35 protein-coding genes are annotated in these 21,571 nt (G+C 59.5%); 2 read left to right on the top strand and 33 right to left on the bottom strand.

The genetic code is table 11. The features are described from left to right. Positions 1-14: 14 nt before the first annotated feature. Positions 15-671, bottom strand: coding sequence for a c-type cytochrome (locus C5N93_RS01355; RefSeq protein ID WP_242557996.1), 657 nt, complete (start codon positions 669-671; stop codon positions 15-17). A 297-nt stretch (positions 672-968) separates the two neighbouring features. On the opposite strand from C5N93_RS01355, the gene yihA reads away from it, so the two are divergent. Beyond that, positions 969-1,637: a ribosome biogenesis GTP-binding protein YihA/YsxC gene (gene yihA, locus C5N93_RS01350; protein WP_242557995.1), complete on the top strand. Its 669-nt coding sequence runs from the start codon at positions 969-971 to the stop codon at positions 1,635-1,637. Positions 1,638-2,288: 651 nt separating this feature from the next. Further along, the gene (hemB, locus tag C5N93_RS01345; protein WP_242557994.1) at positions 2,289-3,287 is read left to right on the top strand and encodes a porphobilinogen synthase; all 999 of its coding nucleotides are present in this window, start codon (positions 2,289-2,291) and stop codon (positions 3,285-3,287) included. Between the two features lie 115 nt (positions 3,288-3,402). Here the strand turns inward: hemB and dsbD are convergent, their stop codons facing one another. The 32 genes from dsbD to tuf all read right to left on the bottom strand — a co-directional run. Then, complete coding sequence (gene dsbD / locus C5N93_RS01340) at positions 3,403-5,382, bottom strand: protein-disulfide reductase DsbD (protein ID WP_242557993.1); 1,980 nt, start codon at positions 5,380-5,382, stop codon at positions 3,403-3,405. Continuing rightward, positions 5,375-5,707: a divalent-cation tolerance protein CutA gene (gene cutA / locus C5N93_RS01335; protein ID WP_242557992.1), complete on the bottom strand. Its 333-nt coding sequence runs from the start codon at positions 5,705-5,707 to the stop codon at positions 5,375-5,377. Before cutA ends, dsbD begins: the two co-directional genes overlap by 8 nt. Positions 5,708-5,900: 193 nt before the next feature. Beyond that, positions 5,901-6,293 carry a 50S ribosomal protein L17 gene (rplQ, locus tag C5N93_RS01330; RefSeq protein WP_069342358.1) on the bottom strand — a complete coding sequence of 131 codons (393 nt, stop codon included), beginning with the start codon at positions 6,291-6,293 and terminating at the stop codon, positions 5,901-5,903. Positions 6,294-6,448: 155 nt separating this feature from the next. Continuing rightward, the gene (gene rpoA, locus C5N93_RS01325; RefSeq protein WP_047906203.1) at positions 6,449-7,426 is read right to left on the bottom strand and encodes a DNA-directed RNA polymerase subunit alpha; all 978 of its coding nucleotides are present in this window, start codon (positions 7,424-7,426) and stop codon (positions 6,449-6,451) included. A gap of 106 nt (positions 7,427-7,532) precedes the next feature. After that, complete coding sequence (rpsD, locus tag C5N93_RS01320; protein ID WP_069342359.1) at positions 7,533-8,156, bottom strand: 30S ribosomal protein S4; 624 nt, start codon at positions 8,154-8,156, stop codon at positions 7,533-7,535. A gap of 152 nt (positions 8,157-8,308) precedes the next feature. Continuing rightward, the gene (gene rpsK, locus C5N93_RS01315) at positions 8,309-8,713 is read right to left on the bottom strand and encodes a 30S ribosomal protein S11 (protein WP_010804113.1); all 405 of its coding nucleotides are present in this window, start codon (positions 8,711-8,713) and stop codon (positions 8,309-8,311) included. A 17-nt stretch (positions 8,714-8,730) separates the two neighbouring features. Continuing rightward, entirely contained in the window at positions 8,731-9,096 is a 366-nt protein-coding gene (gene rpsM, locus C5N93_RS01310; protein WP_069342360.1) for a 30S ribosomal protein S13, read from the bottom strand. A gap of 35 nt (positions 9,097-9,131) precedes the next feature. Next, positions 9,132-9,248, bottom strand: coding sequence for a 50S ribosomal protein L36 (gene rpmJ / locus C5N93_RS01305; RefSeq protein WP_010804115.1), 117 nt, complete (start codon positions 9,246-9,248; stop codon positions 9,132-9,134). Between the two features lie 19 nt (positions 9,249-9,267). Further along, positions 9,268-9,486, bottom strand: a complete 219-nt coding sequence (gene infA / locus C5N93_RS01300) for a translation initiation factor IF-1 (protein WP_010804116.1) — start codon at positions 9,484-9,486, stop codon at positions 9,268-9,270. 9 nt (positions 9,487-9,495) lie between these two features. After that, positions 9,496-10,833, bottom strand: a complete 1,338-nt coding sequence (secY, locus tag C5N93_RS01295; RefSeq protein WP_010804117.1) for a preprotein translocase subunit SecY — start codon at positions 10,831-10,833, stop codon at positions 9,496-9,498. Between the two features lie 23 nt (positions 10,834-10,856). After that, positions 10,857-11,291 (bottom strand): 50S ribosomal protein L15, encoded by a 435-nt coding sequence (rplO, locus tag C5N93_RS01290; protein ID WP_039406343.1) that lies wholly within the window; start codon positions 11,289-11,291, stop codon positions 10,857-10,859. Between the two features lie 11 nt (positions 11,292-11,302). After that, entirely contained in the window at positions 11,303-11,485 is a 183-nt protein-coding gene (rpmD, locus tag C5N93_RS01285) for a 50S ribosomal protein L30 (protein ID WP_010804119.1), read from the bottom strand. A gap of 11 nt (positions 11,486-11,496) precedes the next feature. Further along, positions 11,497-12,015 (bottom strand): 30S ribosomal protein S5, encoded by a 519-nt coding sequence (gene rpsE / locus C5N93_RS01280; RefSeq protein ID WP_039393711.1) that lies wholly within the window; start codon positions 12,013-12,015, stop codon positions 11,497-11,499. 13 nt (positions 12,016-12,028) lie between these two features. Next, positions 12,029-12,394 carry a 50S ribosomal protein L18 gene (gene rplR, locus C5N93_RS01275; RefSeq protein ID WP_039393713.1) on the bottom strand — a complete coding sequence of 122 codons (366 nt, stop codon included), beginning with the start codon at positions 12,392-12,394 and terminating at the stop codon, positions 12,029-12,031. Positions 12,395-12,405: 11 nt separating this feature from the next. Next, complete coding sequence (gene rplF / locus C5N93_RS01270; protein ID WP_150722474.1) at positions 12,406-12,939, bottom strand: 50S ribosomal protein L6; 534 nt, start codon at positions 12,937-12,939, stop codon at positions 12,406-12,408. Between the two features lie 15 nt (positions 12,940-12,954). Then, positions 12,955-13,350 (bottom strand): 30S ribosomal protein S8, encoded by a 396-nt coding sequence (gene rpsH, locus C5N93_RS01265; protein ID WP_010804123.1) that lies wholly within the window; start codon positions 13,348-13,350, stop codon positions 12,955-12,957. Between the two features lie 13 nt (positions 13,351-13,363). Beyond that, positions 13,364-13,669, bottom strand: coding sequence for a 30S ribosomal protein S14 (gene rpsN / locus C5N93_RS01260; protein ID WP_069342363.1), 306 nt, complete (start codon positions 13,667-13,669; stop codon positions 13,364-13,366). 7 nt (positions 13,670-13,676) lie between these two features. Then, a complete protein-coding gene (gene rplE / locus C5N93_RS01255) occupies positions 13,677-14,216 on the bottom strand; it encodes a 50S ribosomal protein L5 (RefSeq protein ID WP_023593829.1) in 540 nt (179 codons plus the stop codon). A gap of 19 nt (positions 14,217-14,235) precedes the next feature. Next, positions 14,236-14,544 carry a 50S ribosomal protein L24 gene (gene rplX, locus C5N93_RS01250; RefSeq protein WP_023593828.1) on the bottom strand — a complete coding sequence of 103 codons (309 nt, stop codon included), beginning with the start codon at positions 14,542-14,544 and terminating at the stop codon, positions 14,236-14,238. Positions 14,545-14,555: 11 nt separating this feature from the next. Next, complete coding sequence (gene rplN, locus C5N93_RS01245) at positions 14,556-14,924, bottom strand: 50S ribosomal protein L14 (protein WP_010804127.1); 369 nt, start codon at positions 14,922-14,924, stop codon at positions 14,556-14,558. Between the two features lie 265 nt (positions 14,925-15,189). Further along, positions 15,190-15,462, bottom strand: coding sequence for a 30S ribosomal protein S17 (rpsQ, locus tag C5N93_RS01240; RefSeq protein WP_039393722.1), 273 nt, complete (start codon positions 15,460-15,462; stop codon positions 15,190-15,192). Then, positions 15,459-15,653: a 50S ribosomal protein L29 gene (rpmC, locus tag C5N93_RS01235; RefSeq protein WP_010804129.1), complete on the bottom strand. Its 195-nt coding sequence runs from the start codon at positions 15,651-15,653 to the stop codon at positions 15,459-15,461. Before rpmC ends, rpsQ begins: the two co-directional genes overlap by 4 nt. Positions 15,654-15,667: 14 nt before the next feature. Beyond that, positions 15,668-16,084 (bottom strand): 50S ribosomal protein L16, encoded by a 417-nt coding sequence (gene rplP, locus C5N93_RS01230; RefSeq protein ID WP_010804130.1) that lies wholly within the window; start codon positions 16,082-16,084, stop codon positions 15,668-15,670. 2 nt (positions 16,085-16,086) lie between these two features. Then, positions 16,087-16,890, bottom strand: a complete 804-nt coding sequence (rpsC, locus tag C5N93_RS01225) for a 30S ribosomal protein S3 (protein WP_039393724.1) — start codon at positions 16,888-16,890, stop codon at positions 16,087-16,089. Between the two features lie 9 nt (positions 16,891-16,899). Further along, entirely contained in the window at positions 16,900-17,229 is a 330-nt protein-coding gene (rplV, locus tag C5N93_RS01220) for a 50S ribosomal protein L22 (RefSeq protein WP_039393726.1), read from the bottom strand. A 10-nt stretch (positions 17,230-17,239) separates the two neighbouring features. Next, positions 17,240-17,515, bottom strand: a complete 276-nt coding sequence (gene rpsS / locus C5N93_RS01215) for a 30S ribosomal protein S19 (protein WP_010804133.1) — start codon at positions 17,513-17,515, stop codon at positions 17,240-17,242. A gap of 13 nt (positions 17,516-17,528) precedes the next feature. Then, positions 17,529-18,356 carry a 50S ribosomal protein L2 gene (gene rplB / locus C5N93_RS01210; RefSeq protein WP_044457326.1) on the bottom strand — a complete coding sequence of 276 codons (828 nt, stop codon included), beginning with the start codon at positions 18,354-18,356 and terminating at the stop codon, positions 17,529-17,531. Between the two features lie 2 nt (positions 18,357-18,358). After that, positions 18,359-18,673, bottom strand: a complete 315-nt coding sequence (gene rplW, locus C5N93_RS01205; protein ID WP_010804135.1) for a 50S ribosomal protein L23 — start codon at positions 18,671-18,673, stop codon at positions 18,359-18,361. After that, positions 18,670-19,290 carry a 50S ribosomal protein L4 gene (rplD, locus tag C5N93_RS01200; RefSeq protein WP_010804136.1) on the bottom strand — a complete coding sequence of 207 codons (621 nt, stop codon included), beginning with the start codon at positions 19,288-19,290 and terminating at the stop codon, positions 18,670-18,672. Before rplD ends, rplW begins: the two co-directional genes overlap by 4 nt. A gap of 2 nt (positions 19,291-19,292) precedes the next feature. Next, complete coding sequence (gene rplC / locus C5N93_RS01195; protein ID WP_069342364.1) at positions 19,293-19,949, bottom strand: 50S ribosomal protein L3; 657 nt, start codon at positions 19,947-19,949, stop codon at positions 19,293-19,295. A 206-nt stretch (positions 19,950-20,155) separates the two neighbouring features. Further along, positions 20,156-20,467, bottom strand: a complete 312-nt coding sequence (gene rpsJ, locus C5N93_RS01190; RefSeq protein WP_010804138.1) for a 30S ribosomal protein S10 — start codon at positions 20,465-20,467, stop codon at positions 20,156-20,158. 117 nt (positions 20,468-20,584) lie between these two features. Further along, positions 20,585-21,571 (bottom strand): elongation factor Tu (gene tuf, locus C5N93_RS01185; protein ID WP_242557991.1); only part of this gene is annotated, 987 nt, incomplete at its 5' end.

Raw genomic sequence — 21,571 nt, 5'->3', positions numbered from 1 at the left:
CCCGATCATCACGCTTAGCGCAGACCGGCGATGTAATCCGCGACGGCTTTGATTTCCTTGTCTGACAGACGGCCACCGATGGTGTGCATCGGCGCGTTGTTGCCGCGCGTTTCATCGCGGAACGCCACGAGCTGAGCCGCGGTGTACTCCGCCCACTGACCGGACAGACGCGGGTACTGCGACGGCATGCCTGCGCCCGTCGGGCCATGACACGCGGCGCAGGCCGGCACGCCCTTCTCCGCGATGCCGCCACGGTAAATCTTCTCGCCGAGCGGCACGGTGTCCTTGTTGCGCGCGGCCCCCGGTTTTGCCGTCTGTGACGCGAAGTACGCCGACACGTTGTGCATGTCCTGATCGGAGAGCGCCGCGACCATACCGGCCATGATGGGGTTGTTACGCGCGGGAGTCTTGCCGGGCTGCGCCTTGAAGTCGACGAGCTGCTTGTAGAGATATTCGGAATGTTGACCGGCCAGCTTCGGATAAGCCCCACCGGTGCTGTTGCCGTCGGCCGCGTGGCACGCGGCGCAGACCTGACTGGCGATGGCCTGCCCCCGGGCCAGATCGGGTTTGGCGGGCGTCTGAGGCTCGGCGGCTTGTCCTGCACCGCTCAGAAGAAAGCATGCCAGCGCCAATGGTGTTGCAGCGAGAGACTTCCACACTCCTCGGTTCATTCGCACACCTTATATCTGTTTTGTCGGGAAATCGGTCGTTCGAACTCACCGTCCGACGCCGCGTTTCTCCTCCAACCTCACGGCGCGCGAGACGTTCGGGCAAGCCCTGGCAAGGCCAAGGTTAACTTTCATATTGTACAATAAAGACTTTCCCCGGCTTTAGGGGATTCCATGTAGAAGGCCGCAGAACGGGGCTTCCCGGCCTGTCGCCGGCGGGCGCCGAACCTGCCGTTTTTGCGTGCCTGCGCCCGCGTTGCAGCCCGATGCCAATGGTTGCTGCGCTCCCCGGTTTCCGTCATGTCCCTACTTCATCAAGCCCGCTTCTTTACGACCGTCAATCATTTGCGCGACCTGCCGCCCACGGCCGTGCCCGAGGTCGCCTTCGCGGGCCGCTCGAACGCGGGCAAGTCCAGCGCGCTCAACATCCTGTGCAATCAGAAGCGTCTTGCGTTCTCCAGCAAGACGCCGGGCCGCACGCAACACATCAACTATTTCGAGATCGCTCACCTTGAGCACCTTTACGGCTATCTCGTCGATTTGCCCGGTTACGGCTATGCCGAGGTCGGCGGCGGCGTAAAGGTGCACTGGCAGCAGCTTCTCGGCGACTATCTGGTGCAGCGCCCGCAGTTGCGCGGCCTGGTGCTCGTGATGGACTCGCGCCGTCCGTTCACGGACCTGGACTGCGAGCTCATCGACTGGTTCATGCCGACGGGGCGCCCCATCCACGCGCTGCTGACGAAGGCCGACAAGCTCACGCGCCAGGAATCCACGAACGTGCTGCGCGAGACGCAAAAGCGTCTGTCCGCGTTGCCGCGCACCGACGGCCTGCCGTCCGACGATCCGTCTGTGCCACCGCAATTCACGGCGCAGTTGTTCTCGTCGCTCAAGCGGACCGGTGTCGATGCCGCGCAGCGCGTGCTCGAGGACTGGCTCGCCATTCCGGCACGAGACGCTGCGAAAAAGTAAGCCTTTCCTCGTCGGATATCCCCCGCAGATCCGGCACATCCGGCGTATATCCTGACGTATCCGACGGGTGGCTTGCCGCGATGGCAAGACACTGACTCCGGTTACGGTTTAGCGTTTTAAACGCCATTTTCGCTCGACACGCCAGCTTTCTAAGGTAGACGTTCAACGCACATACCGAGCGCGACAAATCGTCGCGGCGGGCTGGGCCCTACGTCGGTTGGTTCTGAACTGGATCGATGGCGCGAAGCGACAGAGGGCGACCATCGTCCGAATGGACGATACCGACGAGAAACCGACAGAACGCGCACCGTTCAGGGACGTTGCTTGACCATTGCCCGGACGTTGCAACGATTCGAGCGCACATAAAAAAACCGCCGTGTAGGCACGGCGGGTTTAAATAAGCCTTATCGTAGAACGACAGGCGCCCGCTCAGGGAGGAGAAGCGGGGGACGTCACACACAGTGCGAACATCCGGTTGGTATGATATACCATGCGTTCGAAAGTTTCCCGGCAAGCGCCCTTTTTTGCGCGCCTTCCCTCTTACGGAATCGTTGAGCCAGTCGCAACGACATCACCGTTTTCGGGACACGTCAAAACAACCGACTCGTGGGAATTTCCGACGCGCCATTCTTCGTCCAAAGGACCGATCGCATGAGTTCCTACCCCCTGCTTCGCCCGCGCCGCATGCGACGCGACGACTTCTCGCGCCGTCTGATGCGCGAAAACCATCTGACTTGCGACGACCTCATCTATCCGGTGTTCGTGCTCGAAGGCGAGAAGCGCCGTGAAGCCGTCGATTCGATGCCCGGCGTCGAACGGGTCTCCGTCGACGAACTGCTGCGCGTTGCCGACACATGCGTCACGCTCGGCGTGCCCGTCATCGCGTTGTTCCCGAACATCGAAGCCTCGCTCAAGACACCCGATGGCATCGAAGCCACCAACCCTGACGGCCTGATTCCTCGCGCCGTTCGCGAGCTCAAGCGCAATTTCCCGGATCTCGGTGTGTTGACGGACGTCGCGCTCGATCCGTACACGAGTCACGGTCAGGACGGCGTGCTCGATGAGAATGGCTACGTCATCAACGACGTGACGACGCGCCTCCTCGTTCAGCAAGCGCTCACTCAGGCTGAAGCCGGTGTGGACATCGTCGCACCTTCCGACATGATGGACGGTCGCATCGGCGCGATCCGCGAAGCCCTGGAAGCCGGCGGCTACATCCACACGCGCATCATGGCGTATGCCGCCAAATATGCATCCGCCTTCTACGGCCCGTTCCGCGACGCCGTCGGCTCGGCGGCGAACCTCGGTAAGAGCAACAAGATGACTTACCAGATGGACCCGGCCAATTCGGACGAAGCGCTGCGTGAAGTCGCACTCGATATCGACGAGGGTGCCGACATGGTAATGGTCAAGCCGGGCATGCCGTATCTCGACATCGTGCGTCGTGTGAAGGATGAGTTCCGCTTCCCCACGTATGCCTATCAGGTGAGCGGTGAATACGCGATGCTAAAGGCCGCCGCGCAGAACGGCTGGCTCGATCACGACAAGGTCATGATGGAGTCGCTGCTCGCCTTCAAGCGTGCGGGCGCCGATGGCATCCTGACGTACTTCGCGCTGGACGCGGCACGCCTGATTCGCTCGCAAGCCTAAGCGAGCGTCTGCCGATATGGTGAGCGGGGACGTCGGACTGACGTTCCCGCCGAAAACGAAATATCGGCAATTTGTGGCGCTGTCCGATACCGCGACATCCACCTGAATAGCCGCATCAAACGGCGGGGCCGTATGCCTTGTCGAGGCTTCGGAGAAATTGATCCGCAGACTGAGCCCCAATGACGCGCGTCCCGGCGACTTCCTTGCCGCTTGCGTCGAAGAAGATAATCCCCGGCGGCCCAAACAATCCAAAACGCTTGAGTAATGCCTGATCGTCGGCGTTGTTGGCCGTCACGTCGGCTTGCACGAGCACCATTTGATCCAGACGCGCTTTGACACGCGGGTCGGTGAAAACAAAGCGCTCCATTTCCTTACAACTAATGCACCAGTCCGCATAGAAGTCGAACATCACCGGACGCCCCGCCGTCGCCACCACCTGATCCAGCTCAGCGTTGCTGCGTACACGCTGGAACTTGACGCCTTCCGTTGTCGGCGCACCCGCATTGGCACTCCCTGAGGCTACCGCCGACAACCCCGCCAACGGCGTCAATGGATCGCGCGCGCCAGCCGCTGCGCCCACCAGAGCGACGGCCCCCAACAAGGCAACGGCAACGCCCAGGCCCTTAAGCAGACGACGGGCGCCACTCGCGCCATCCGGTAAGTTGTCGAAAACGCGCATGAACGTGGCGGCAACCAGCAGGAGCACGCCTGCCCCCAGCAACAGCACGGGCGTTGCCAGCAGCGGGCGAACGATCCACAACGCCACACCGAGCAGAAGGAAGCCGAAGAAGCGCTTCACACCGTCCATCCAGGCCCCGGCGCGCGGCAGCAATGCACCGCCTCCACCAGCCAGAATCACGAGCGGCAGCCCCATACCCAGCGACAGGGAGAAAAGCGTTGCGCCGCCGAACACCGCGTCTCCGGTCTTGGCGATGAATGCGAGCGCCGCTGCCAGCGGTGCCGTGACGCATGGGCTGACGATCAGCCCCGACAACACGCCCATCATCGCCGCGCCAATCCATTGCCCGGATTTTTGCTGGCGTGCGGCGTTGTCGATTCTGTCGCGCAATGCCGCAGGCAACTGAATCTCGTACATGCCGAACATCGACAGCGATAGGATGACCATCAGTAGGGCAAACAGTGCGAGGACCCACGGTGCTTGCAGGAACGCAATCAAACCTTGCCCGAGCAGGCCGGCGGCAACCCCGATGACCGTGTTCACAATGGCCATACCGAGGACGTAGGCGATAGCCAGACGCACCGCCTTGCCCCGACTCGCTTCCTGCCCGGCCACGATCGACAACAGAATCGGCACCATGGGCAACACACAAGGCGTGAAAGCTAATCCAACTCCGAGCGCAAAAAAGATAGCCAGAGCGAGCACAAAGCTACCGCCCGAGAGAATGCGCTCGGCTTCGCTGTAATCTTCACGAGCCGACAACCATCCGCCCGAAGCGTTAGCGGTCACAACCGGCGCAGCGGTAGACGCATCATTCGCCGCCGACGAGTTACCGCCCAACAGCGCCTGAGTTGCTGCACCGGCGCCCGGCACAACACTCGCCCCACTCCCTCCGGCACCGCCCACCGCAGCCGCAGAGATCTTCAGCGGTTTGTCCATCGGCGGGTAACACAACCCCTTGTCCGCACAACCCTGCATCGTCACATTCAGCGTGAACGGGCCATTGGCCTTGCTGATCGGGATACGCACCTCGATCGGCTCGTGGTACACCTCCATGTCCTTCCCGAAAGTCTCGTCATGCTTGACTTCGCCTTTCGGAAATTCCGGTGTACCAAGCGTTACCGCAGGATTATCGGCAGCAAACGCAAATCGCTCCCGATAGAGGTAATAGCCCTTGGCGACTTCAAAGTGCAACAACACAGCGCCGGGCTGTTCCGTCTTCGACACCTTGAAGGCGACGTCCGGGTCCAGGAAATCGTCGGCGGCATGGGCACGCCCCACGCCCACTGTCAGCACGATCACCAGCATCATCAGCGCGAACGACCACAGTTGCTGAGCGCGATGCTTCATTGCCTCACGGGTGAAGCCATGCGCTCCATCGAGCCCCGGTGCTGCCATCGTCTTCAGGTCAAACATGCAATTCCCCCCGCGTCTCATCCTCGACCCAACGCGCATACGCGGGCAACGCCACACTCGCCGGCCATGCGACGATCTCCGGGACGTCATAAGGATGGTGTTCTTTGATGTACTGCTCCAAAGCGCTGTAGCGCGCGGCAGTCGTTTTGATCATGAGTGGCACTTCGACGCTCGTTTCGCGTTTGCCTTGCCAGCGATAGCTCGAACGCACTGGCGCCAGTTGCTGGACGCATGCCGCCAGACGGCCAGCTAGCATGCCGTCCGTCGCCGCGTCGGCGCTAGCCTCGTCAGGGAAGGTCGTCATGACGATAAGAAGGGCATCCATGATGTGCGGTAGACCGTTCAAGCGCAAGGTTGTTCACTGTACACCGACACTGCGAAACGTGTGCGCATGGTAGGTGATTTCCAGACGCGTCCGAGCGCTCGCTCAGACAACGCCTCAAAATGAAAAAAGCCAGGTCGATGACCTGGCTTTTTCTTTACGGCTGACAGTCTTGAAAGACCGTCGCGCAAATCGCTTACTCAGCGACTTCCGGCGCTTCCGTGTCAACTTCCGGACGATCCAGCAGTTCGACGAAAGCCATCGGCGCATTGTCACCCACGCGGAAACCCATCTTCAGGATACGCAGGTAGCCGCCCGGACGGTTGGCAAAACGCGGGCCGAGTTCGTTGAACAGCTTCGTGACCATGTCACGATCGCGCAGGCGGTTGAACGCCAGACGACGGTTAGCCACGGAGTCCTTCTTGCCCAGCGTGATGAGGGGCTCGACGACCTTACGCAGTTCCTTGGCCTTCGGCAGCGTGGTCTTGATGGCTTCGTGCTGGAGCAGCGAGTTCGACATGTTACGCAGCATAGCCAGACGGTGGCTGCTGGTACGATTCAGTTTACGCAAACCATGACGGTGACGCATTTCAACTTTCCTTTAAACAGAGTTTTCGACCAAGCTCTTCTATCGGTGACAAACACCGCGGGCCGGTACCTTCGCATTCGGCCGTATCGGAACACTCCGACGCGCCGCACTTACGTAGCAACACGGCCGCCCGAGGGCGGCCATGTCATTACACTTTACTTCTCGAGACCGGCCGGCGGCCAGTTTTCGAGCTTCATGCCGAGCGTGAGACCACGCGAGGCAAGCACTTCCTTGATCTCGTTGAGCGACTTGCGACCCAGGTTCGGGGTCTTGAGCAATTCGTTCTCGGTACGCTGGATCAGGTCGCCGATGTAGTAGATGTTTTCGGCCTTCAGGCAGTTGGCCGAACGCACCGTCAACTCGAGATCGTCCACCGGACGCAGCAGGATCGGATCGATCTGCGGCGCACGCGACGGCGCTTCGCTGGTGGCTTCCGTGCCTTCCAGCGCAGCGAACACCGACAGCTGGTCGACGAGGATGCGAGCCGATTGACGGATCGCTTCTTCCGGCGACACAACACCGTTGGTTTCGATGTTCATCACGAGCTTGTCCAGGTCGGTACGCTGTTCCACGCGGGCCGATTCGACCGCATAGCTCACGCGCTTGACCGGCGAGAACGACGCGTCGAGGACGATACGGCCGATAACCTTGGCCGACTCGTCGCCATAACGGCGCACGTTACCCGGGACATAACCACGACCCTTCTCGATCTTGATCTGAACGTCGAGCTTGCCGCCCTTGGCCAGATGCGCGATCACGTGATCGGGGTTGATCAGTTCCACATCATGCGGCACTTCGATATCCGAAGCGCGCACCACACCTTCACCATCCTTGCGCAGCGTAACGGTGACTTCGTCACGGTTATGCAGCTTGAACACGACACCCTTGAGGTTCAACAGGAAGTTGACGACATCTTCCTGGACACCATCGATGGTGGAATATTCATGCACAACGCCGGCGATCGTCACTTCGGTCGGCGCATAGCCCACCATCGACGACAACAGCACGCGGCGAAGCGCGTTGCCCAAGGTGTGGCCATAGCCACGTTCGAACGGCTCCATCACGACTTTGGCGTGATGCTCACCGACCGGCTCAACCGCAATGATCTTGGGCTTCAACAAACTGGTTTGCATAGGTTTCCTTTTCAATACCCTCGGCTCGTTACACCGATAAGGCTGATGGGTGACAACCTGCACGGAACGCAAAACGCGCCGTGAGGCGCGTCAAGCATCATACGGATTAACGCGAATACAATTCGACGATCAGGCTTTCGTTGATGTCGCCCGCGATATCGCTACGTTCCGGCAGTGCCTTGAAAGTGCCTTCCATCTTCTTGGCGTCAACCGAAACCCAGATCGGGAAACCGACTTGCTCAGCCAGCGTCAGTGCTTCTTGAATACGCACTTGCTTCTTCGACTTTTCGCGCACGGCGATCACGTCGCCGGCCTTGACCTTGATCGACGGGATGTTCGACACGACACCGTTCACCACGATTGCCTTGTGGCCAACGAGTTGGCGCGCTTCAGCGCGCGTCGAGCCGAAGCCCATGCGGTACACGACGTTGTCCAGGCGCGACTCGAGCAGTTGCAGCAGGTTTTCACCCGTGTTGCCCTTGACGCGGTCGGCTTCCGCGAAATAACGACGGAACTGACGCTCAAGCACGCCGTAAATACGCTTGACCTTCTGCTTTTCGCGCAGCTGGTTGCCGTAGTCCGACGTACGAGCACCCGACGTGCGGCCATGCTGACCCGGCTTGCTATCCAGCTTGCACTTGTCGGCGAGCGAGCGACGTGCGCTCTTCAGGAAGAGGTCAGTACCTTCACGACGGGAGAGTTTGGCCTTCGGGCCGATATAACGTGCCACGGTTGTTCCTTTATCTCAAAATTTGACGTAATGAACTTTGTCCACTACGCAAGTCCGGTACCAATGTACCGGACGGTGGTCTTAGAAATTACTACGCGCACGGCCGAGACCGTGCGCGAACCCGCGATTATAGCAGGATTTTCTGAAGCGTCTTAGATACGACGACGCTTCGGCGGGCGGCAGCCGTTGTGCGGGACCGGCGTCACGTCCGAGATGGCCGTGATCTTGATACCCAGCGCATTCAGCGCACGAACCGCCGATTCGCGACCCGGGCCCGGGCCCTTGATGCGAACTTCGAGGTTCTTCACGCCGTATTCCAGTGCCACGCGACCAGCCGACTCAGCAGCAACCTGGGCAGCAAACGGGGTCGACTTACGCGAACCCTTGAAGCCCTGGCCACCCGACGTCGCCCATGCCAGCGCATTGCCCTGACGATCGGTGATCGTGATGATGGTGTTGTTGAACGAAGCGTGGACGTGCACGACGCCTTCTGCAACGCTCTTCTTGACCTTCTTGCGAACGCGCTGCGAAGCGGCGTTGTTCTGTTGCTTAGCCATGAGTTCCTATCCTCTGGTTACTTCTTCAGCGAGACGCCGGCCTTACGCGGGCCCTTACGGGTACGCGCATTGGTACGGGTGCGCTGACCGCGGAGCGGCAGGCCCTTGCGGTGACGCATGCCACGATAGCAGCCCAGATCCATCAGGCGCTTGATGCTCATGGTCACTTCACGACGCAGATCGCCTTCGACCGTGTATTGACCAACCTGGTCACGCAGCTTTTCGAGATCGGCGTCGTCGAGGTCCTTGACCTTCTTCGAGTACGCCACGCCAGCGGCGTCGCAAATCTGACGAGCGCGCGTGCGACCGACACCGTAGATAGCCGTCAGGCCGATAGCGGTGTGCTGGTGGTTCGGGATGTTAACCCCTGCGATACGAGCCATTCGTAATTCCCCAACTAAATAGCGTTAAAGGCCGATTAGCCCTGACGTTGCTTGTGGCGCGGATCCGAGCTGCAGATCACGCGCAGCACGCCTTTGCGCTTCACAAACTTGCAATTGCGGCAGATGCACTTAACAGATGCCAAAACTTTCATGACAATTCCCTCTCTCTAATCACTTCGCCCGGAAGACGATCCGCGCACGCGACAGATCGTAGGGCGTCAACTCTACCGTCACCTTATCCCCAGGAAGGATGCGGATGTAATGCATCCGCATCTTGCCGGAAATATGTCCGAGTACTACATGGCCATTTTCCAGCTTTACCCGGAAGGTGGCATTGGGGAGGTTTTCAAGGACCTCACCCTGCATTTGAATAACGTCGTCTTTCGACATGATCCCGGATCAGCGAAGCGTCATGTTATTGCCGCCCTTGAAATTCGCCTTGCGGAGCAGCGACTCATACTGTTGCGACATCACATACGACTGCACTTGCGCCATGAAGTCCATCGTCACCACCACGATAATCAGCAGTGAGGTTCCACCGAAGTAGAACGGGACATTCCAACGCAACACCAGGAACTCAGGCAGCAAACACACCAGGGTGACGTATGCTGCGCCGGCCAGTGTGAGGCGCGTCAGGATCTTGTCGATATACCGCGCCGTCTGGTCGCCCGGACGAATCCCCGGGACAAACGCTCCGCTCTTCTTCAGGTTCTCGGCGGTCTCCTTGCTGTTGAACACCAGTGCGGTGTAGAAGAAGCAGAAGAACACGATCGCCAGTGCGTAGAGCATCACGTAGATCGGCTGACCCGGCGACAACTTCGCCGCGATGTCCTTGAGCCAGCGCGCGTTATCACCCGCGCCGAACCAGTTCGCGATCGTTGCCGGGAACAGGATGATCGACGATGCAAAGATCGGCGGAATCACGCCTGCCATGTTCAGCTTGAGCGGCAGGTGCGAAGCCTGACCACCGTAGACCTTGTTGCCGACCTGACGCTTCGCGTAGTTCACAAGGATCTTGCGCTGACCACGTTCCACGAAAACGACGAAGAACGTCACGAGTACCACGAGGGCACAGATCACGATCGCCGAGAACGGACCGATCGAACCGGTACCGACGAGCTCGAACAAGCCACCCACAGCGTTCGGCAAACCGGCCGCGATACCACCGAAGATGATGATCGAGATACCGTTACCGAGGCCGCGTTCGGTGATCTGCTCACCCAGCCACATCAGGAACATCGTGCCGGTCACGAGCGTGATCACCGTCGTCAGGCGGAACAACATGCCCGGATCGACGACGAGCCCCGGCTCGCTCTCCAACGTCACCGCGATTGCAGCTGCCTGGAAGAGCGCAAGCACCACCGTGAAATACCGGGTGTACTGCGTGATCTTGCGTTGTCCGGCCTGGCCTTCCTTACGCAATGCTTCCAATTGCGGCGAAACCATCGCCAGCAACTGCATGATGATCGACGCCGAAATGTACGGCATGATCCCCAGCGCGAAGATCGTGAAACGCGACAACGCACCGCCAGAGAACATGTTGAACATGCCCAGGATCCCGCCCGACTGGCGCTGGAACAACTGCGCCAGCTGATCGGGGTCGATGCCCGGCACCGGGATATGCGCACCAATACGGTAGACGATCAACGCCAGCAGCAGAAAAACCAGCCGCCGGCGCAGATCCGCATACTTCGGGCCCTGCGTACCAGGCTTAGCGAGATTAGGAGACTTGGCCAATGATGGCTCCGGGGTGTCCTAACTTACTCAGCGACCGAACCGCCAGCCGCCTGAATTGCCGTGAGCGCACCCTTGGTGACGCCCAGACCCTTCACAACGACCTTGCGGGTGATCTCGCCCGAGGCGATGATCTTGGCCGACAGCGACAGCTCGCTCACCAGACCGGCCTGCTTCAGCACCAGCAGATCGATCTCATCGACCGGCAGGCTGTTCAGATCGGACAGACGAACTTCGCCCACGAAACGACGCGTCAGCGACTTGAAGCCACGCTTCGGCAGACGACGTTGCAGCGGCATTTGACCGCCTTCGAAGCCCACCTTGTGGAAGCCACCCGAACGCGACTTCTGACCCTTGTGACCACGGCCGGCGGTTTTACCCAGACCCGAACCGATGCCACGGCCGACGCGGCGCTTGGCGTGCTTGGCGCCTTCTGCCGGCTTAATCGAATTCAATTCCATTTTGCCCTCGCTCAGTCGACGATCTTCACAAGGTACGAGACCTTGTTGATCATGCCCCGCACAGCGGGCGTATCCTGCAACTCGCTGACCGAATTGAGGCGACGCAGGCCCAGGCCCTTGACGGTGGCGCGATGTTCTTCGCGCGTACCGATCAGGCTCTTGACCAGCTTAACTTTCACAGTTTGCTGCGACATATTGATCACCCTTAGCCGAGGATCTCTTCCACCGACTTGCCACGCTTGGCGGCGATGTCAGCAGGAGTCGATTGTTTCTTCAGGCCGTCGAGCGTGGCGCGGACCAGGTTGTACGGGTTCGTCGAGCCAAGGCTCTTCGTCACCACGTTGGTCACGCCCATCACCTCGAACACCGCGCGCATCGGGCCACCAGCGATCACGCCGGTACCGTCCTTCGCCGGCGACATCAGGACGCGCGAGGCGCCATGCTGGCCGAGAACGTTATGTTGCAGGGTGCCGTTCTTCAAGGCGACCTTGAACATGTTACGGCGGGCTTGTTCCATTGCCTTTTGAACGGCAACCGGGACTTCCTTCGCCTTGCCCTTGCCCATGCCGATGCGGCCATCGCCGTCACCAACCACGGTCAACGCGGCAAAACCGAGAATACGGCCACCCTTCACAACCTTCGTGACACGGTTGACCGCGATCATCTTCTCGCGAAGGCCGTCGTCGCGTTCGTCAGCCTGAACTTTCGCTTGCATCTTTGCCATGACGGATCCTTACTTAGAACTTGAGGCCGGCTTCACGGGCTGCGTCGGCCAAAGCCTTGACGCGACCGTGATAGCGGAAGCCCGAGCGGTCGAAAGACACGCTTTCGATGCCGGCAGCCTTCGCCTTTTCGGCGATACGACGACCGATCAACGCAGCAGCGGCGGCGTTGCCACCCTTGCCTTCCTTGTCGCCCAGTTCCTTGCGCACTTCGGCTTCCAGCGTCGAAGCGCTGGCCAGCACTTGCGTGCCGTCTTCCGAGAAAACTTGCGCGTAAATGTGCACGTTGGTGCGATGCACGGAAAGGCGATGCACCTTCTGAGCTGCCAGCTTGATACGAGTCTGGCGAGCGCGGCGCACACGAGATTGTTTCTTGTCCATGTTTCGCACCCTTACTTCTTCTTGGTTTCCTTGAGGATCACCACCTCGTCCGCATAGCGGACGCCCTTACCCTTGTAGGGCTCGGGCGGACGGTAACCGCGAACTTCCGCAGCCACTTGTCCGATGCGTTGCTTATCAACGCCCTTGATGATGATCTCCGTCTGCGTCGGGGTCTCTGCCTTCACGCCTTCCGGCATGGCATGCACAACATCGTGCGAGAAACCCAGCTCGAGCTTCAGGTTGTTACCTTCAGCCTTGGCACGGTAACCCACGCCAACGAGTTGCAGCTTCTTTTCGAAACCCTTGCTCACACCGGTCACCATATTGTTGACCAGTGCACGTTCCGTACCATACAGCGCGTTCGCTTCGCGGCTTTCGTCGGCCGGGGCGAAGGTGATGGTGCCGTCTTCGATCTTGACGTTCACGAGGGTGTTCACGCCGCGGGTCAGCGAACCCAGGGCACCCTTGATCGTCAGCACATTGCCAGCCAGCGTTGCTTCAACGCCCTTCGGCAGTGCAATGGGACTCTTACCTACTCGAGACATTTCAACTCTCCTCGGTTAGGCCACGTAGCAGATGACTTCGCCGCCCACGCCAGTGGCGCGTGCCTTGCGATCCGTCATCACGCCCTTCGGGGTCGAGACGATTGCAACGCCCAGGCCGTTCATGACCTGCGGGATGTCGTTGCGGCTCTTGTACACACGCAGACCCGGGCGCGAAACGCGCTCGAGGCGCTCGATCACCGGACGGCCAGCGTAGTACTTCAGTGCGATGTTCAGCACCGGCTTGGTTTCTTCTGCTTCAACCGCGAAGTCTTCGATGTAGCCTTCGTCCTTCAGGACCTTGGCGATCGAGACCTTCAGCTTGGACGAGGGCATCTTCACCGATGCCTTCTCAACCATCTGAGCGTTGCGGATGCGAGTCAGCATATCGGCGATAGGATCGCTCATGCTCATGGTGCTTCTCCTATTACCAGCTTGCTTTGGTCACGCCCGGGATTTCGCCACGGAAGGCGATTTCACGGATCTTGTTACGGGCCAGGCCGAATTTGCGGAAGGTACCGCGCGGACGACCGGTCAGCTCGCAACGATTGCGTTGACGCGTCGGGTTGGCGTTACGCGGCAGCTGTTGCAGCGCCAGACGTGCTTCATAACGCTCGTCTTCCGACTTGCTGGTGTCTTCGATGATCGCTTTGAGGTCAGCACGCTTGGTAGCGTACTTCGCCGCCAGACGGGCGCGCTTCTTTTCGCGTTCGATAAGTGCCAGTTTAGCCACGATTACCTCAGTTACGGAACGGGAATTTGAACGCCGACAGAAGAGCCTTGGCTTCTTCGTCAGTCTTCGCAGTCGTGGTGATGCTGATGTTCAGACCACGCAGTGCGTCGATTTTGTCGTACTCGATTTCGGGGAAGATGATCTGTTCCTTCACACCGATGTTGTAGTTGCCACGACCGTCGAACGCACGACCCGAAATACCACGGAAGTCACGCACGCGCGGCAGAGCCACGGTGATGAAACGATCCAGGAATTCGAACATACGCTCGCCGCGCAGCGTCACCATCGTACCGATCGGGTAACCTTCGCGGATCTTGAAACCGGCGATAGCCTTGCGAGCCTTCGTCACCACCGGCTTCTGGCCGGCGATCTTCGTCAGGTCGCCAACGGCGTGCTCAATGATCTTCTTGTCAGCCACGGCTTGACCAAGGCCCATGTTCAGGGTGATCTTGGTGATGCGCGGCACTTCCATGACGGACTTGTAACCGAACTGCTTGGTGAGCTCGGCGACAATCTTGTCCTTATAGAATTCTTGCAAACGGGCCATTATCTATACTCCCTGCGACTTAGGCACCGACGACCGCACCGGTCGTCTTGAGGAAGCGGACCTTCTTGCCGTCTTCGACCTTGATGCCCACGCGCGACGGCTTGCCATTGGCATCCACCAGCGCCACGTTCGAAACGTGGATCGGCATCGTCTTGTCGACCACGCCACCTTGCGTGCCCTTCATCGGGTTCGGCTTCACGTGCTTCTTGGCAACGTTCACGCCCTCGACGACCAGCTTGTCACCATCAACGGCGAGAACCGTGCCACGCTTGGCCTTGTCCTTGCCCGTCAGAACGATGACTTGGTCACCCTTGCGAATCTTGTTCATGTGTCGGCTCCTTACAGCACTTCCGGGGCCAGCGACACGATCTTCATGAAGCGTTCGGTACGCAGTTCACGCGTAACCGGCCCGAAGATACGGGTGCCGATCGGCTCGAGCTTGGTGTTAAGCAGCACGGCGGCGTTGCCGTCGAATTTGACCAGCGAGCCGTCCTGGCGACGCACGCCCTTGGCGGTGCGCACGACCACTGCGTTGTAGATTTCGCCCTTCTTGACGCGACCACGCGGGGCAGCATCCTTCACGCTGACCTTGATGATGTCGCCAATGCCGGCGTAGCGACGCTTGGAGCCGCCCAGCACCTTGATGCACATCACTTCGCGCGCACCGGTGTTGTCGGCTACTTCGAGCCGGGTTTCAGTTTGAATCATGGTGTTATCTTCCCAACTTAATCCGACACCTAGGCGTCGGTCAGTCTTGGTCCCCGTCAGCACCAAAGGGTGCCGTTTGGGTTGAGTCGTTCAAAAGTGGACAACCTTGCTACCTCGACCAGACCCGTAGAGGATACGAATCGGCTTCGGAAGCCATCCACTCCCTTGCGAAACCAAAGACCGGTTTTGGCGAAAGAAGCGGAAAGTCCGGAATTATACAATGATAATTCCGGACTTGCAAGTCAAGCCTTCGCTTCAGACTGCCTTAGATGATACGGGCAGCTTCCACGAGACGGGCAACCGTCCAGGCCTTGGTCTTCGACAGCGGACGGGATTCTTGAATCTCGACCAGGTCGCCTTCCTTGTACTGGTTGGTTTCGTCGTGCGCGTGGTACTTCTTCGAGCGCACGATGTACTTGCCGTAGAGCGGGTGCTTCATTTGACGCTCGATCAGCACGGTAACCGTCTTGTCCATCTTATCGCTGACGACGCGACCAACGAGGGTACGCTTCAGCGAAGTCTTAGCGGTATCGTTCATTTCTGGCTCGCCTTCTCAGTCAACACGGTACGCACACGCGCGATGTCCTTGCGCACCTTCTTCAGCTGGCTGGTGTTGCTCAGCTGTTGGGTGCCCGCTTGCATGCGAAGACCGAATTGGGCCTTCAACAGATCCGACAGTTCCTTGTTCAGGCCGTCGACATCCTTGGCACGAAGTTCGGATGCTTTCATTTCAAATTCTCCCTTCAGGCGCCAAGGCGACGTACGAAGAACGTCGTCTGAATCGGCAGCTTGGCTGCGGCCAGGCGGAACGCCTCGCGCGCCAGCGCTTCATCCACACCGTCCATTTCGTACAGCATCTTGCCCGGCTGAATCTCGGCGACGTAGTACTCCGGGTTACCCTTACCGTTACCCATACGCACTTCTGCCGGCTTTTGCGAGATCGGCTTATCCGGGAAGATACGAATCCAGATACGACCACCGCGCTTGATGTGGCGGGTCATGGCACGACGAGCAGCTTCGATTTGACGAGCCGTCAGACGACCACGACCGACCGCCTTCAGGCCGAATTCGCCGAACGACACTTCGTTGCCACGGGTGGCGACGCCAGTGTTACGGCCCTTCTGCTCTTTGCGATACTTTCTGCGTTTCGGTTGCAGCATGATTATTCTCCAGTCTTGGCGTCGCCTTCAGGCTTGCCAGCCGGACGGCGTGCACCACCGCGCTTCGCACCGGCCTTGTCGCCAGCGTCGTCACGACGGGGGCGACGGTCGCCCGGACGCGCGTTGCGGCGCGGACGCTTTTCTTCGGCCGGCTCTTCAGCCACCGGAGCGTCGTTGCGGCCCAGCGTGTCACCCTTGTACACCCACACCTTGATACCGATGATGCCGTACGTCGTCTTCGCTTCCGAGGTTGCGTAGTCGATGTCAGCGCGCAGGGTGTGCAGGGGCACACGACCTTCACGGTACCACTCGGTACGAGCGATTTCGATGCCGTTCAGACGGCCAGCGCTCATGATCTTGATGCCTTGGGCACCCAGACGCATCGCGTTCTGCATCGCGCGCTTCATTGCGCGACGGAACATGATACGGCGCTCGAGCTGCTGAGCGATCGAGTCGGCGATCAGCTGCGCATCGGTTTCCGGCTTGCGGATTTCTTCGATGTTCACGTGCACGGGCACGCCCATGCGCTTTTGCAGCTCAGCCTTGAGGATTTCGATGTCCTCGCCCTTCTTGCCGATCACAACGCCCGGACGCGAGCTGAAAATCGTGATGCGAGCATTCTTGGCCGGACGTTCGATGACCACGCGGCCAACCGAAGCGTTCTTCAGCTTCTTCTTCAGGTAATCGCGAACGCCGATATCTTCCTGCAGCATTTTCGCGAAATCCTGGTTGTTCGCGTACCAACGCGAAGCCCAGTTACGACTGACAGCCAGACGGAAGCCAGTCGGATGAATTTTCTGTCCCATCGTGACCCCTTAGTTGCCCAGCGTCACAGTGATGTGACAGGTTTGCTTCTCGATGCGGTTACCACGGCCCTTGGCGCGCGCGGTGAAACGCTTGAGCGAGGTCGCCTTGTCAACGAAGATGCCCTTAACGCGCAGCTCGTCAATGTCAGCACCTTCATTGTGCTCGGCGTTGGCGATAGCCGACTCGAGCACCTTCTTGATGATGACCGCGGCCTTCTTCGGCGAGAAGGTCAGAACATTGAGCGCACGCTCCAGCGGCAGGCCGCGGATCTGGTCAGCGACCAGACGCGTCTTCTGCGCCGAGATACGGGCACCGCGATGAATTGCTTTCACTTCCATGATCGGCCCCTTATTTCTTCGCCTTCTTGTCGGCCGCATGGCCCTTGAAGGTACGGGTGAGTGCGAACTCACCCAGCTTGTGGCCGACCATGTTTTCCGTCACGTACACCGGCACGTGTTGACGGCCATTGTGTACGGCGATCGTCAGGCCGATGAAATCGGGCAGGACGGTCGAACGACGCGACCAGGTTTTGATCGGCTTCTTGTCACGCGATGCGGCTGCTGCTTCCACTTTCTTCAGCAGATGAGCGTCGCAAAACGGACCTTTTTTAACAGAACGAGTCATTTGCTAGCTCCAATTAACGCTTCTTGCGACGCTGAACGATCATGCTGTCGGTGCGCTTGGTCGAGCGGGTACGCTTACCCTTGGTATGCTGACCCCACGGGCTGACCGGATGACGACCAGCAGCCGTACGACCTTCACCACCACCGTGCGGGTGATCCACCGGGTTCATCGCCACACCGCGAACGGTCGGGCGAATACCGCGCCAACGCTTTGCACCGGCCTTGCCCAGTTGGCGCAGGCTGTGCTCTTCGTTACCGACTTCACCGATGGTCGCGCGGCACTCGATGTGCACGCGACGCACTTCACCCGAACGCAGACGCACTTGAGCGTACGTGCCTTCGCGTGCCAGCAGCATTGCCGACGTACCGGCGGCACGGGCGATTTGCGCGCCCTTGCCCGGCAGCAGTTCAATGCCGTGGATCGTCGTACCGACCGGAATGTTACGGATCGGCAGCGTGTTGCCAGCCTTGATCGGAGCTTCCGAGCCGCTCACCACTTGCTGGCCGACGGTCATGCCCTTCGGTGCAAGGATGTAACGACGCTCGCCGTCGGCGTAGCACAGCAGTGCGATGTTCGCGCTGCGGTTCGGGTCATACTCAAGACGCTCAACCTTCGCCGTGATGCCGTCCTTGTTACGACGGAAGTCGACGATACGGTAGTGCTGCTTGTGACCGCCACCCATGTGACGGGTGGTGATGTGACCGTTGTTGTTACGACCAGCGGTCTTGCTCTTGGTATCGAGCAGCGGGGCGAACGGCTTGCCCTTATGCAGATCCTTGTTGACGACCTTGACCAGCGAACGGCGGCCCGGCGACGTCGGTTTCGTTTTGACGAGTGCCATGATTACTTGGCCTCCGCTTCAAAATTGATTTCCTGACCCGGCTTCAAGCTCACGTAAGCCTTCTTCTCGTGGTCGCGACGACCCATGAAGCGGCCAAAGCGCTTTTGCTTGCCCTTACGGTTCAGGATTTGCACCGACTCGACTTCAACCTTGAAGAGAAGCTCAACTGCAGCCTTCACTTCTTGCTTGTTCGCATCGCGTGCAACTTGGAACACCACTTGTTCATTCTTGTCAGCCACCAGCGTCGCCTTCTCGGAGATCACCGGCGCGAGCAAGACCTGGTACAGACGATGGTCGTTTTTACGCACGTCGCTCATGACAGCATCTCCTCAATCTTGGCGATCGCGCCCTTCGTCAGCAGCACCTTCTTGAAGTAGATGAGCGACAGCGGGTCGGCGAAACGCGGCTCGGTGACGGCAACGTGAGCCAGATTGCGCGAGGCCAGGAACAGGTTCTCGTCCACGCTATCCGTGATCAGCAGCACCGACTCAAGACCCATGGCCTTGATCTTTTCAGCGAGCAGTTTGGTCTTCGGGGCATCAAGCTTGATGTCTTCGACGACCGACAGACGACCTTCACGGGCGAGCTGCGACAGAATCGAGCACACACCAGCGCGGTACATCTTCTTGTTGACCTTGTGGGTGAAGTTCTCTTCCGGCGAATTCGGGAAGATACGGCCACCGCCGCGCCACAGCGGGCTCGACGACATACCGGCACGAGCACGGCCCGTACCCTTCTGACGCCACGGCTTCTTCGTCGTGTGCTTGACCTGTTCACGGTCCTTCTGCGCACGGTTGCCGCTGCGGGCGTTGGCTTGATAAGCCACCACAACCTGATGGATCAGCGCTTCGTTGTAGTCACGGCCGAACACGACGTCCGACGCGTTGACCGCAGCGCCTTCCTGACCTTGCTCATTCAGGAGCTTCAGTTCCATTGTTACGCTCCCTTCGCGAGTTTGGCTTTGACGGCCGAGGTCACGAAAACCTTGCCTTCGTTGGCGCCCGGAACGGCACCCTTCACGAAGATCAGGCCACGTTCAGCGTCAATGCGCGCGATTTCGAGATTCTGCACCGTCGTGGTGACGTCACCCAGGTGACCCGTCATGCGCTTACCCGGGAACACACGGCCCGGATCCTGCGCCATACCGATCGAACCCGGCACGTTGTGCGAACGCGAGTTACCGTGCGATGCGCGGCCCGAAGCGAAGTTGTAACGCTTGATGGTACCGGCGTAGCCCTTACCGATCGAGGTGCCTTGCACGTCGACCTTCTGGCCCACTTGGAACAGATCGACGCCAACGACTGCGCCCGGCTGCAGTTCAGCAGCTTTGGCAGCGTCAACGCGGAATTCCTTGAGGATTTCACCGGCTTCGACACCTGCTTTCGCGAAGTGACCGGCGGCGGCTTTGACCACGCGCGTGGCGCGGCGATTGCCGAAAGTGACTTGAACGGCGGTATAGCCGTCCGTTTCATCCGTCTTGATTTGCGTCACGCGGTTGTTAGACACGTCGAGCACGGTGACGGGAATCGAATCGCCGTCGTCCGTGAAAATACGCGTCATGCCAACCTTGCGACCGACAAGGCCAAGGCTCATGATTTTCTCCATTCCCGACTGCGATTGGCCGGGGCTAAATGACAAAAGGATGGTCCACGGACGTGGGCCATCTTTTCAAAACTACACTTGAGCCCGCCATTATAGGCGGACTTTTATCGCTTGACAAGTGTTGCTAAATCACATAACAAAAGCCCCGCCGGGTCCAGCATTGGCGGGGCTTTCAAGAGCGAAACCGCTCGCAAGCCTTACTGCAGCTTGATTTCGACGTCGACGCCAGCCGGCAGGTCGAGCTTCATCAGCGCATCAACGGTCTTGTCCGTCGGATCGACGATGTCCATCAGGCGTTGGTGCGTGCGGATTTCGAGCTGGTCGCGCGACGTCTTGTTGACGTGCGGCGAACGCAGGATGTCGAAACGCTCGATACGCGTCGGCAGGGGCACCGGGCCCTTGACGATTGCGCCGGTACGCTTGGCGGTTTCAACGATTTCGGCTGCCGATTGGTCGATCAGGCGATAGTCGAAAGCCTTCAGGCGGATACGAATCTTTTGGTTTTGCATGGAAATTCTCCAAAGAGCATGGCAACCCTCGTTCGGGCGCCGGGTAAATCACAAAGAGCAAAAAACCTGCGAGAAGCGGCTACCGGCGAACCGGCAACCGCTTCATCAGATCGTCAATTAGGCAACGATCTTGGCAACGACGCCCGAACCGACCGTACGGCCGCCTTCGCGGATTGCGAAGCGCAGACCTTCGGTCATGGCGATCGGGGCGATCAGCTTGACAGCGATCGACACGTTGTCACCCGGCATCACCATTTCCTTGTCGGCCGGCAGGCTGATCGAGCCCGTCACGTCCGTCGTACGGAAGTAGAACTGCGGACGATAGTTGTTGAAGAACGGGGTGTGACGACCACCTTCGTCCTTCGACAGCACATACACTTCGGCCGTGAATTCCATGTGCGGCTTGATCGAGCCCGGCTTGGCCAGAACCTGACCACGCTGAACGTCTTCACGCTTCGTGCCGCGCAGCAGAATACCGACGTTGTCGCCTGCTTGACCTTGGTCGAGCAGCTTACGGAACATTTCAACGCCCGTGCAGGTCGTCTTGTCGATGTGCGGCTTGTCGCCATCCATCTTGATACCGACGATTTCGATTTCTTCGCCGACCTTGACCACGCCCGACTCGATACGACCCGTCACCACCGTGCCGCGACCCGAGATCGAGAACACGTCTTCCACCGGCATCAGGAACGGCTTGTCGACAGCGCGCTCCGGCGTCGGGATGTACGAATCCAGTGCGTCGGCCAGGTTCATGATGGCCACTTCGCCCAGCTCGCCCTTGTCGCCTTCCAGTGCCAGCTTTGCCGAACCCTTGATGATCGGGGTGTCGTCGCCCGGGAAGTCGTACTTCGAGAGAAGCTCGCGCACTTCCATTTCGACCAGCTCGAGCAGCTCGGCGTCGTCGACCATGTCGCACTTGTTCAGGAACACGATGATGTACGGCACGCCAACCTGACGGGCCAACAGGATGTGCTCACGCGTTTGCGGCATCGGGCCGTCAGCGGCCGAGCAAACCAGGATAGCGCCGTCCATCTGGGCAGCACCGGTAATCATGTTCTTGACGTAGTCGGCGTGGCCCGGGCAGTCAACGTGTGCGTAGTGGCG

Origin of the sequence: Pandoraea sp. LA3 (assembly GCF_022696215.1) — a bacterium.
GTDB lineage: Bacteria > Pseudomonadota > Gammaproteobacteria > Burkholderiales > Burkholderiaceae > Pandoraea > Pandoraea capi.
The sequence above is the reverse complement of the archived record's forward strand: the minus strand, read 5'-3'. Positions and strand labels throughout refer to the sequence as shown.

Excerpts from the sequence above, each read along its gene's own strand:
- infA (WP_010804116.1), bottom strand. The coding sequence starts at position 9,486 with ATGTCGAAAGACGACGTTATTCAAATGCAGGGTGAGGTCCTTGAAAAC.
- rplQ (WP_069342358.1), bottom strand. The coding sequence starts at position 6,293 with ATGCGTCACCGTCATGGTTTGCGTAAACTGAATCGTACCAGCAGCCAC.
- rplB (WP_044457326.1), bottom strand. The coding sequence starts at position 18,356 with ATGGCACTCGTCAAAACGAAACCGACGTCGCCGGGCCGCCGTTCGCTG.
- rpsJ (WP_010804138.1), bottom strand. The coding sequence starts at position 20,467 with ATGCAAAACCAAAAGATTCGTATCCGCCTGAAGGCTTTCGACTATCGC.
- rpsM (WP_069342360.1), bottom strand. The coding sequence starts at position 9,096 with ATGGCTCGTATCGCAGGGGTTAACATCCCGAACCACCAGCACACCGCT.
- rpsQ (WP_039393722.1), bottom strand. The coding sequence starts at position 15,462 with ATGAACGATACCGCTAAGACTTCGCTGAAGCGTACCCTCGTTGGTCGC.
- rpmD (WP_010804119.1), bottom strand. The coding sequence starts at position 11,485 with ATGTCGCAGCAAACTGTGAAAGTTAAGCTGGTCAAGAGCCTGATCGGT.
- yihA (WP_242557995.1), top strand. The coding sequence starts at position 969 with ATGTCCCTACTTCATCAAGCCCGCTTCTTTACGACCGTCAATCATTTG.
- rplN (WP_010804127.1), bottom strand. The coding sequence starts at position 14,924 with ATGATTCAAACTGAAACCCGGCTCGAAGTAGCCGACAACACCGGTGCG.
- rpsK (WP_010804113.1), bottom strand. The coding sequence starts at position 8,713 with ATGGCTAAGCAACAGAACAACGCCGCTTCGCAGCGCGTTCGCAAGAAG.
- rpoA (WP_047906203.1), bottom strand. The coding sequence starts at position 7,426 with ATGCAAACCAGTTTGTTGAAGCCCAAGATCATTGCGGTTGAGCCGGTC.
- C5N93_RS01355 (WP_242557996.1), bottom strand. The coding sequence starts at position 671 with ATGAACCGAGGAGTGTGGAAGTCTCTCGCTGCAACACCATTGGCGCTG.
- hemB (WP_242557994.1), top strand. The coding sequence starts at position 2,289 with ATGAGTTCCTACCCCCTGCTTCGCCCGCGCCGCATGCGACGCGACGAC.
- rplE (WP_023593829.1), bottom strand. The coding sequence starts at position 14,216 with ATGGCCCGTTTGCAAGAATTCTATAAGGACAAGATTGTCGCCGAGCTC.
- rplR (WP_039393713.1), bottom strand. The coding sequence starts at position 12,394 with ATGGACAAGAAACAATCTCGTGTGCGCCGCGCTCGCCAGACTCGTATC.
- rpmJ (WP_010804115.1), bottom strand. The coding sequence starts at position 9,248 with ATGAAAGTTTTGGCATCTGTTAAGTGCATCTGCCGCAATTGCAAGTTT.
- rpsC (WP_039393724.1), bottom strand. The coding sequence starts at position 16,890 with ATGGGACAGAAAATTCATCCGACTGGCTTCCGTCTGGCTGTCAGTCGT.
- rplC (WP_069342364.1), bottom strand. The coding sequence starts at position 19,949 with ATGAGCCTTGGCCTTGTCGGTCGCAAGGTTGGCATGACGCGTATTTTC.
- dsbD (WP_242557993.1), bottom strand. The coding sequence starts at position 5,382 with ATGTTTGACCTGAAGACGATGGCAGCACCGGGGCTCGATGGAGCGCAT.
- rplX (WP_023593828.1), bottom strand. The coding sequence starts at position 14,544 with ATGAACAAGATTCGCAAGGGTGACCAAGTCATCGTTCTGACGGGCAAG.
- rpmC (WP_010804129.1), bottom strand. The coding sequence starts at position 15,653 with ATGAAAGCATCCGAACTTCGTGCCAAGGATGTCGACGGCCTGAACAAG.
- cutA (WP_242557992.1), bottom strand. The coding sequence starts at position 5,707 with ATGGATGCCCTTCTTATCGTCATGACGACCTTCCCTGACGAGGCTAGC.
- rpsS (WP_010804133.1), bottom strand. The coding sequence starts at position 17,515 with ATGACTCGTTCTGTTAAAAAAGGTCCGTTTTGCGACGCTCATCTGCTG.
- rplV (WP_039393726.1), bottom strand. The coding sequence starts at position 17,229 with ATGGAAGTGAAAGCAATTCATCGCGGTGCCCGTATCTCGGCGCAGAAG.
- rplF (WP_150722474.1), bottom strand. The coding sequence starts at position 12,939 with ATGTCTCGAGTAGGTAAGAGTCCCATTGCACTGCCGAAGGGCGTTGAA.
- rplO (WP_039406343.1), bottom strand. The coding sequence starts at position 11,291 with ATGGAATTGAATTCGATTAAGCCGGCAGAAGGCGCCAAGCACGCCAAG.
- rplP (WP_010804130.1), bottom strand. The coding sequence starts at position 16,084 with ATGCTGCAACCGAAACGCAGAAAGTATCGCAAAGAGCAGAAGGGCCGT.
- rpsE (WP_039393711.1), bottom strand. The coding sequence starts at position 12,015 with ATGGCAAAGATGCAAGCGAAAGTTCAGGCTGACGAACGCGACGACGGC.
- rplW (WP_010804135.1), bottom strand. The coding sequence starts at position 18,673 with ATGAGCGACGTGCGTAAAAACGACCATCGTCTGTACCAGGTCTTGCTC.
- rpsH (WP_010804123.1), bottom strand. The coding sequence starts at position 13,350 with ATGAGCATGAGCGATCCTATCGCCGATATGCTGACTCGCATCCGCAAC.
- rplD (WP_010804136.1), bottom strand. The coding sequence starts at position 19,290 with ATGGAACTGAAGCTCCTGAATGAGCAAGGTCAGGAAGGCGCTGCGGTC.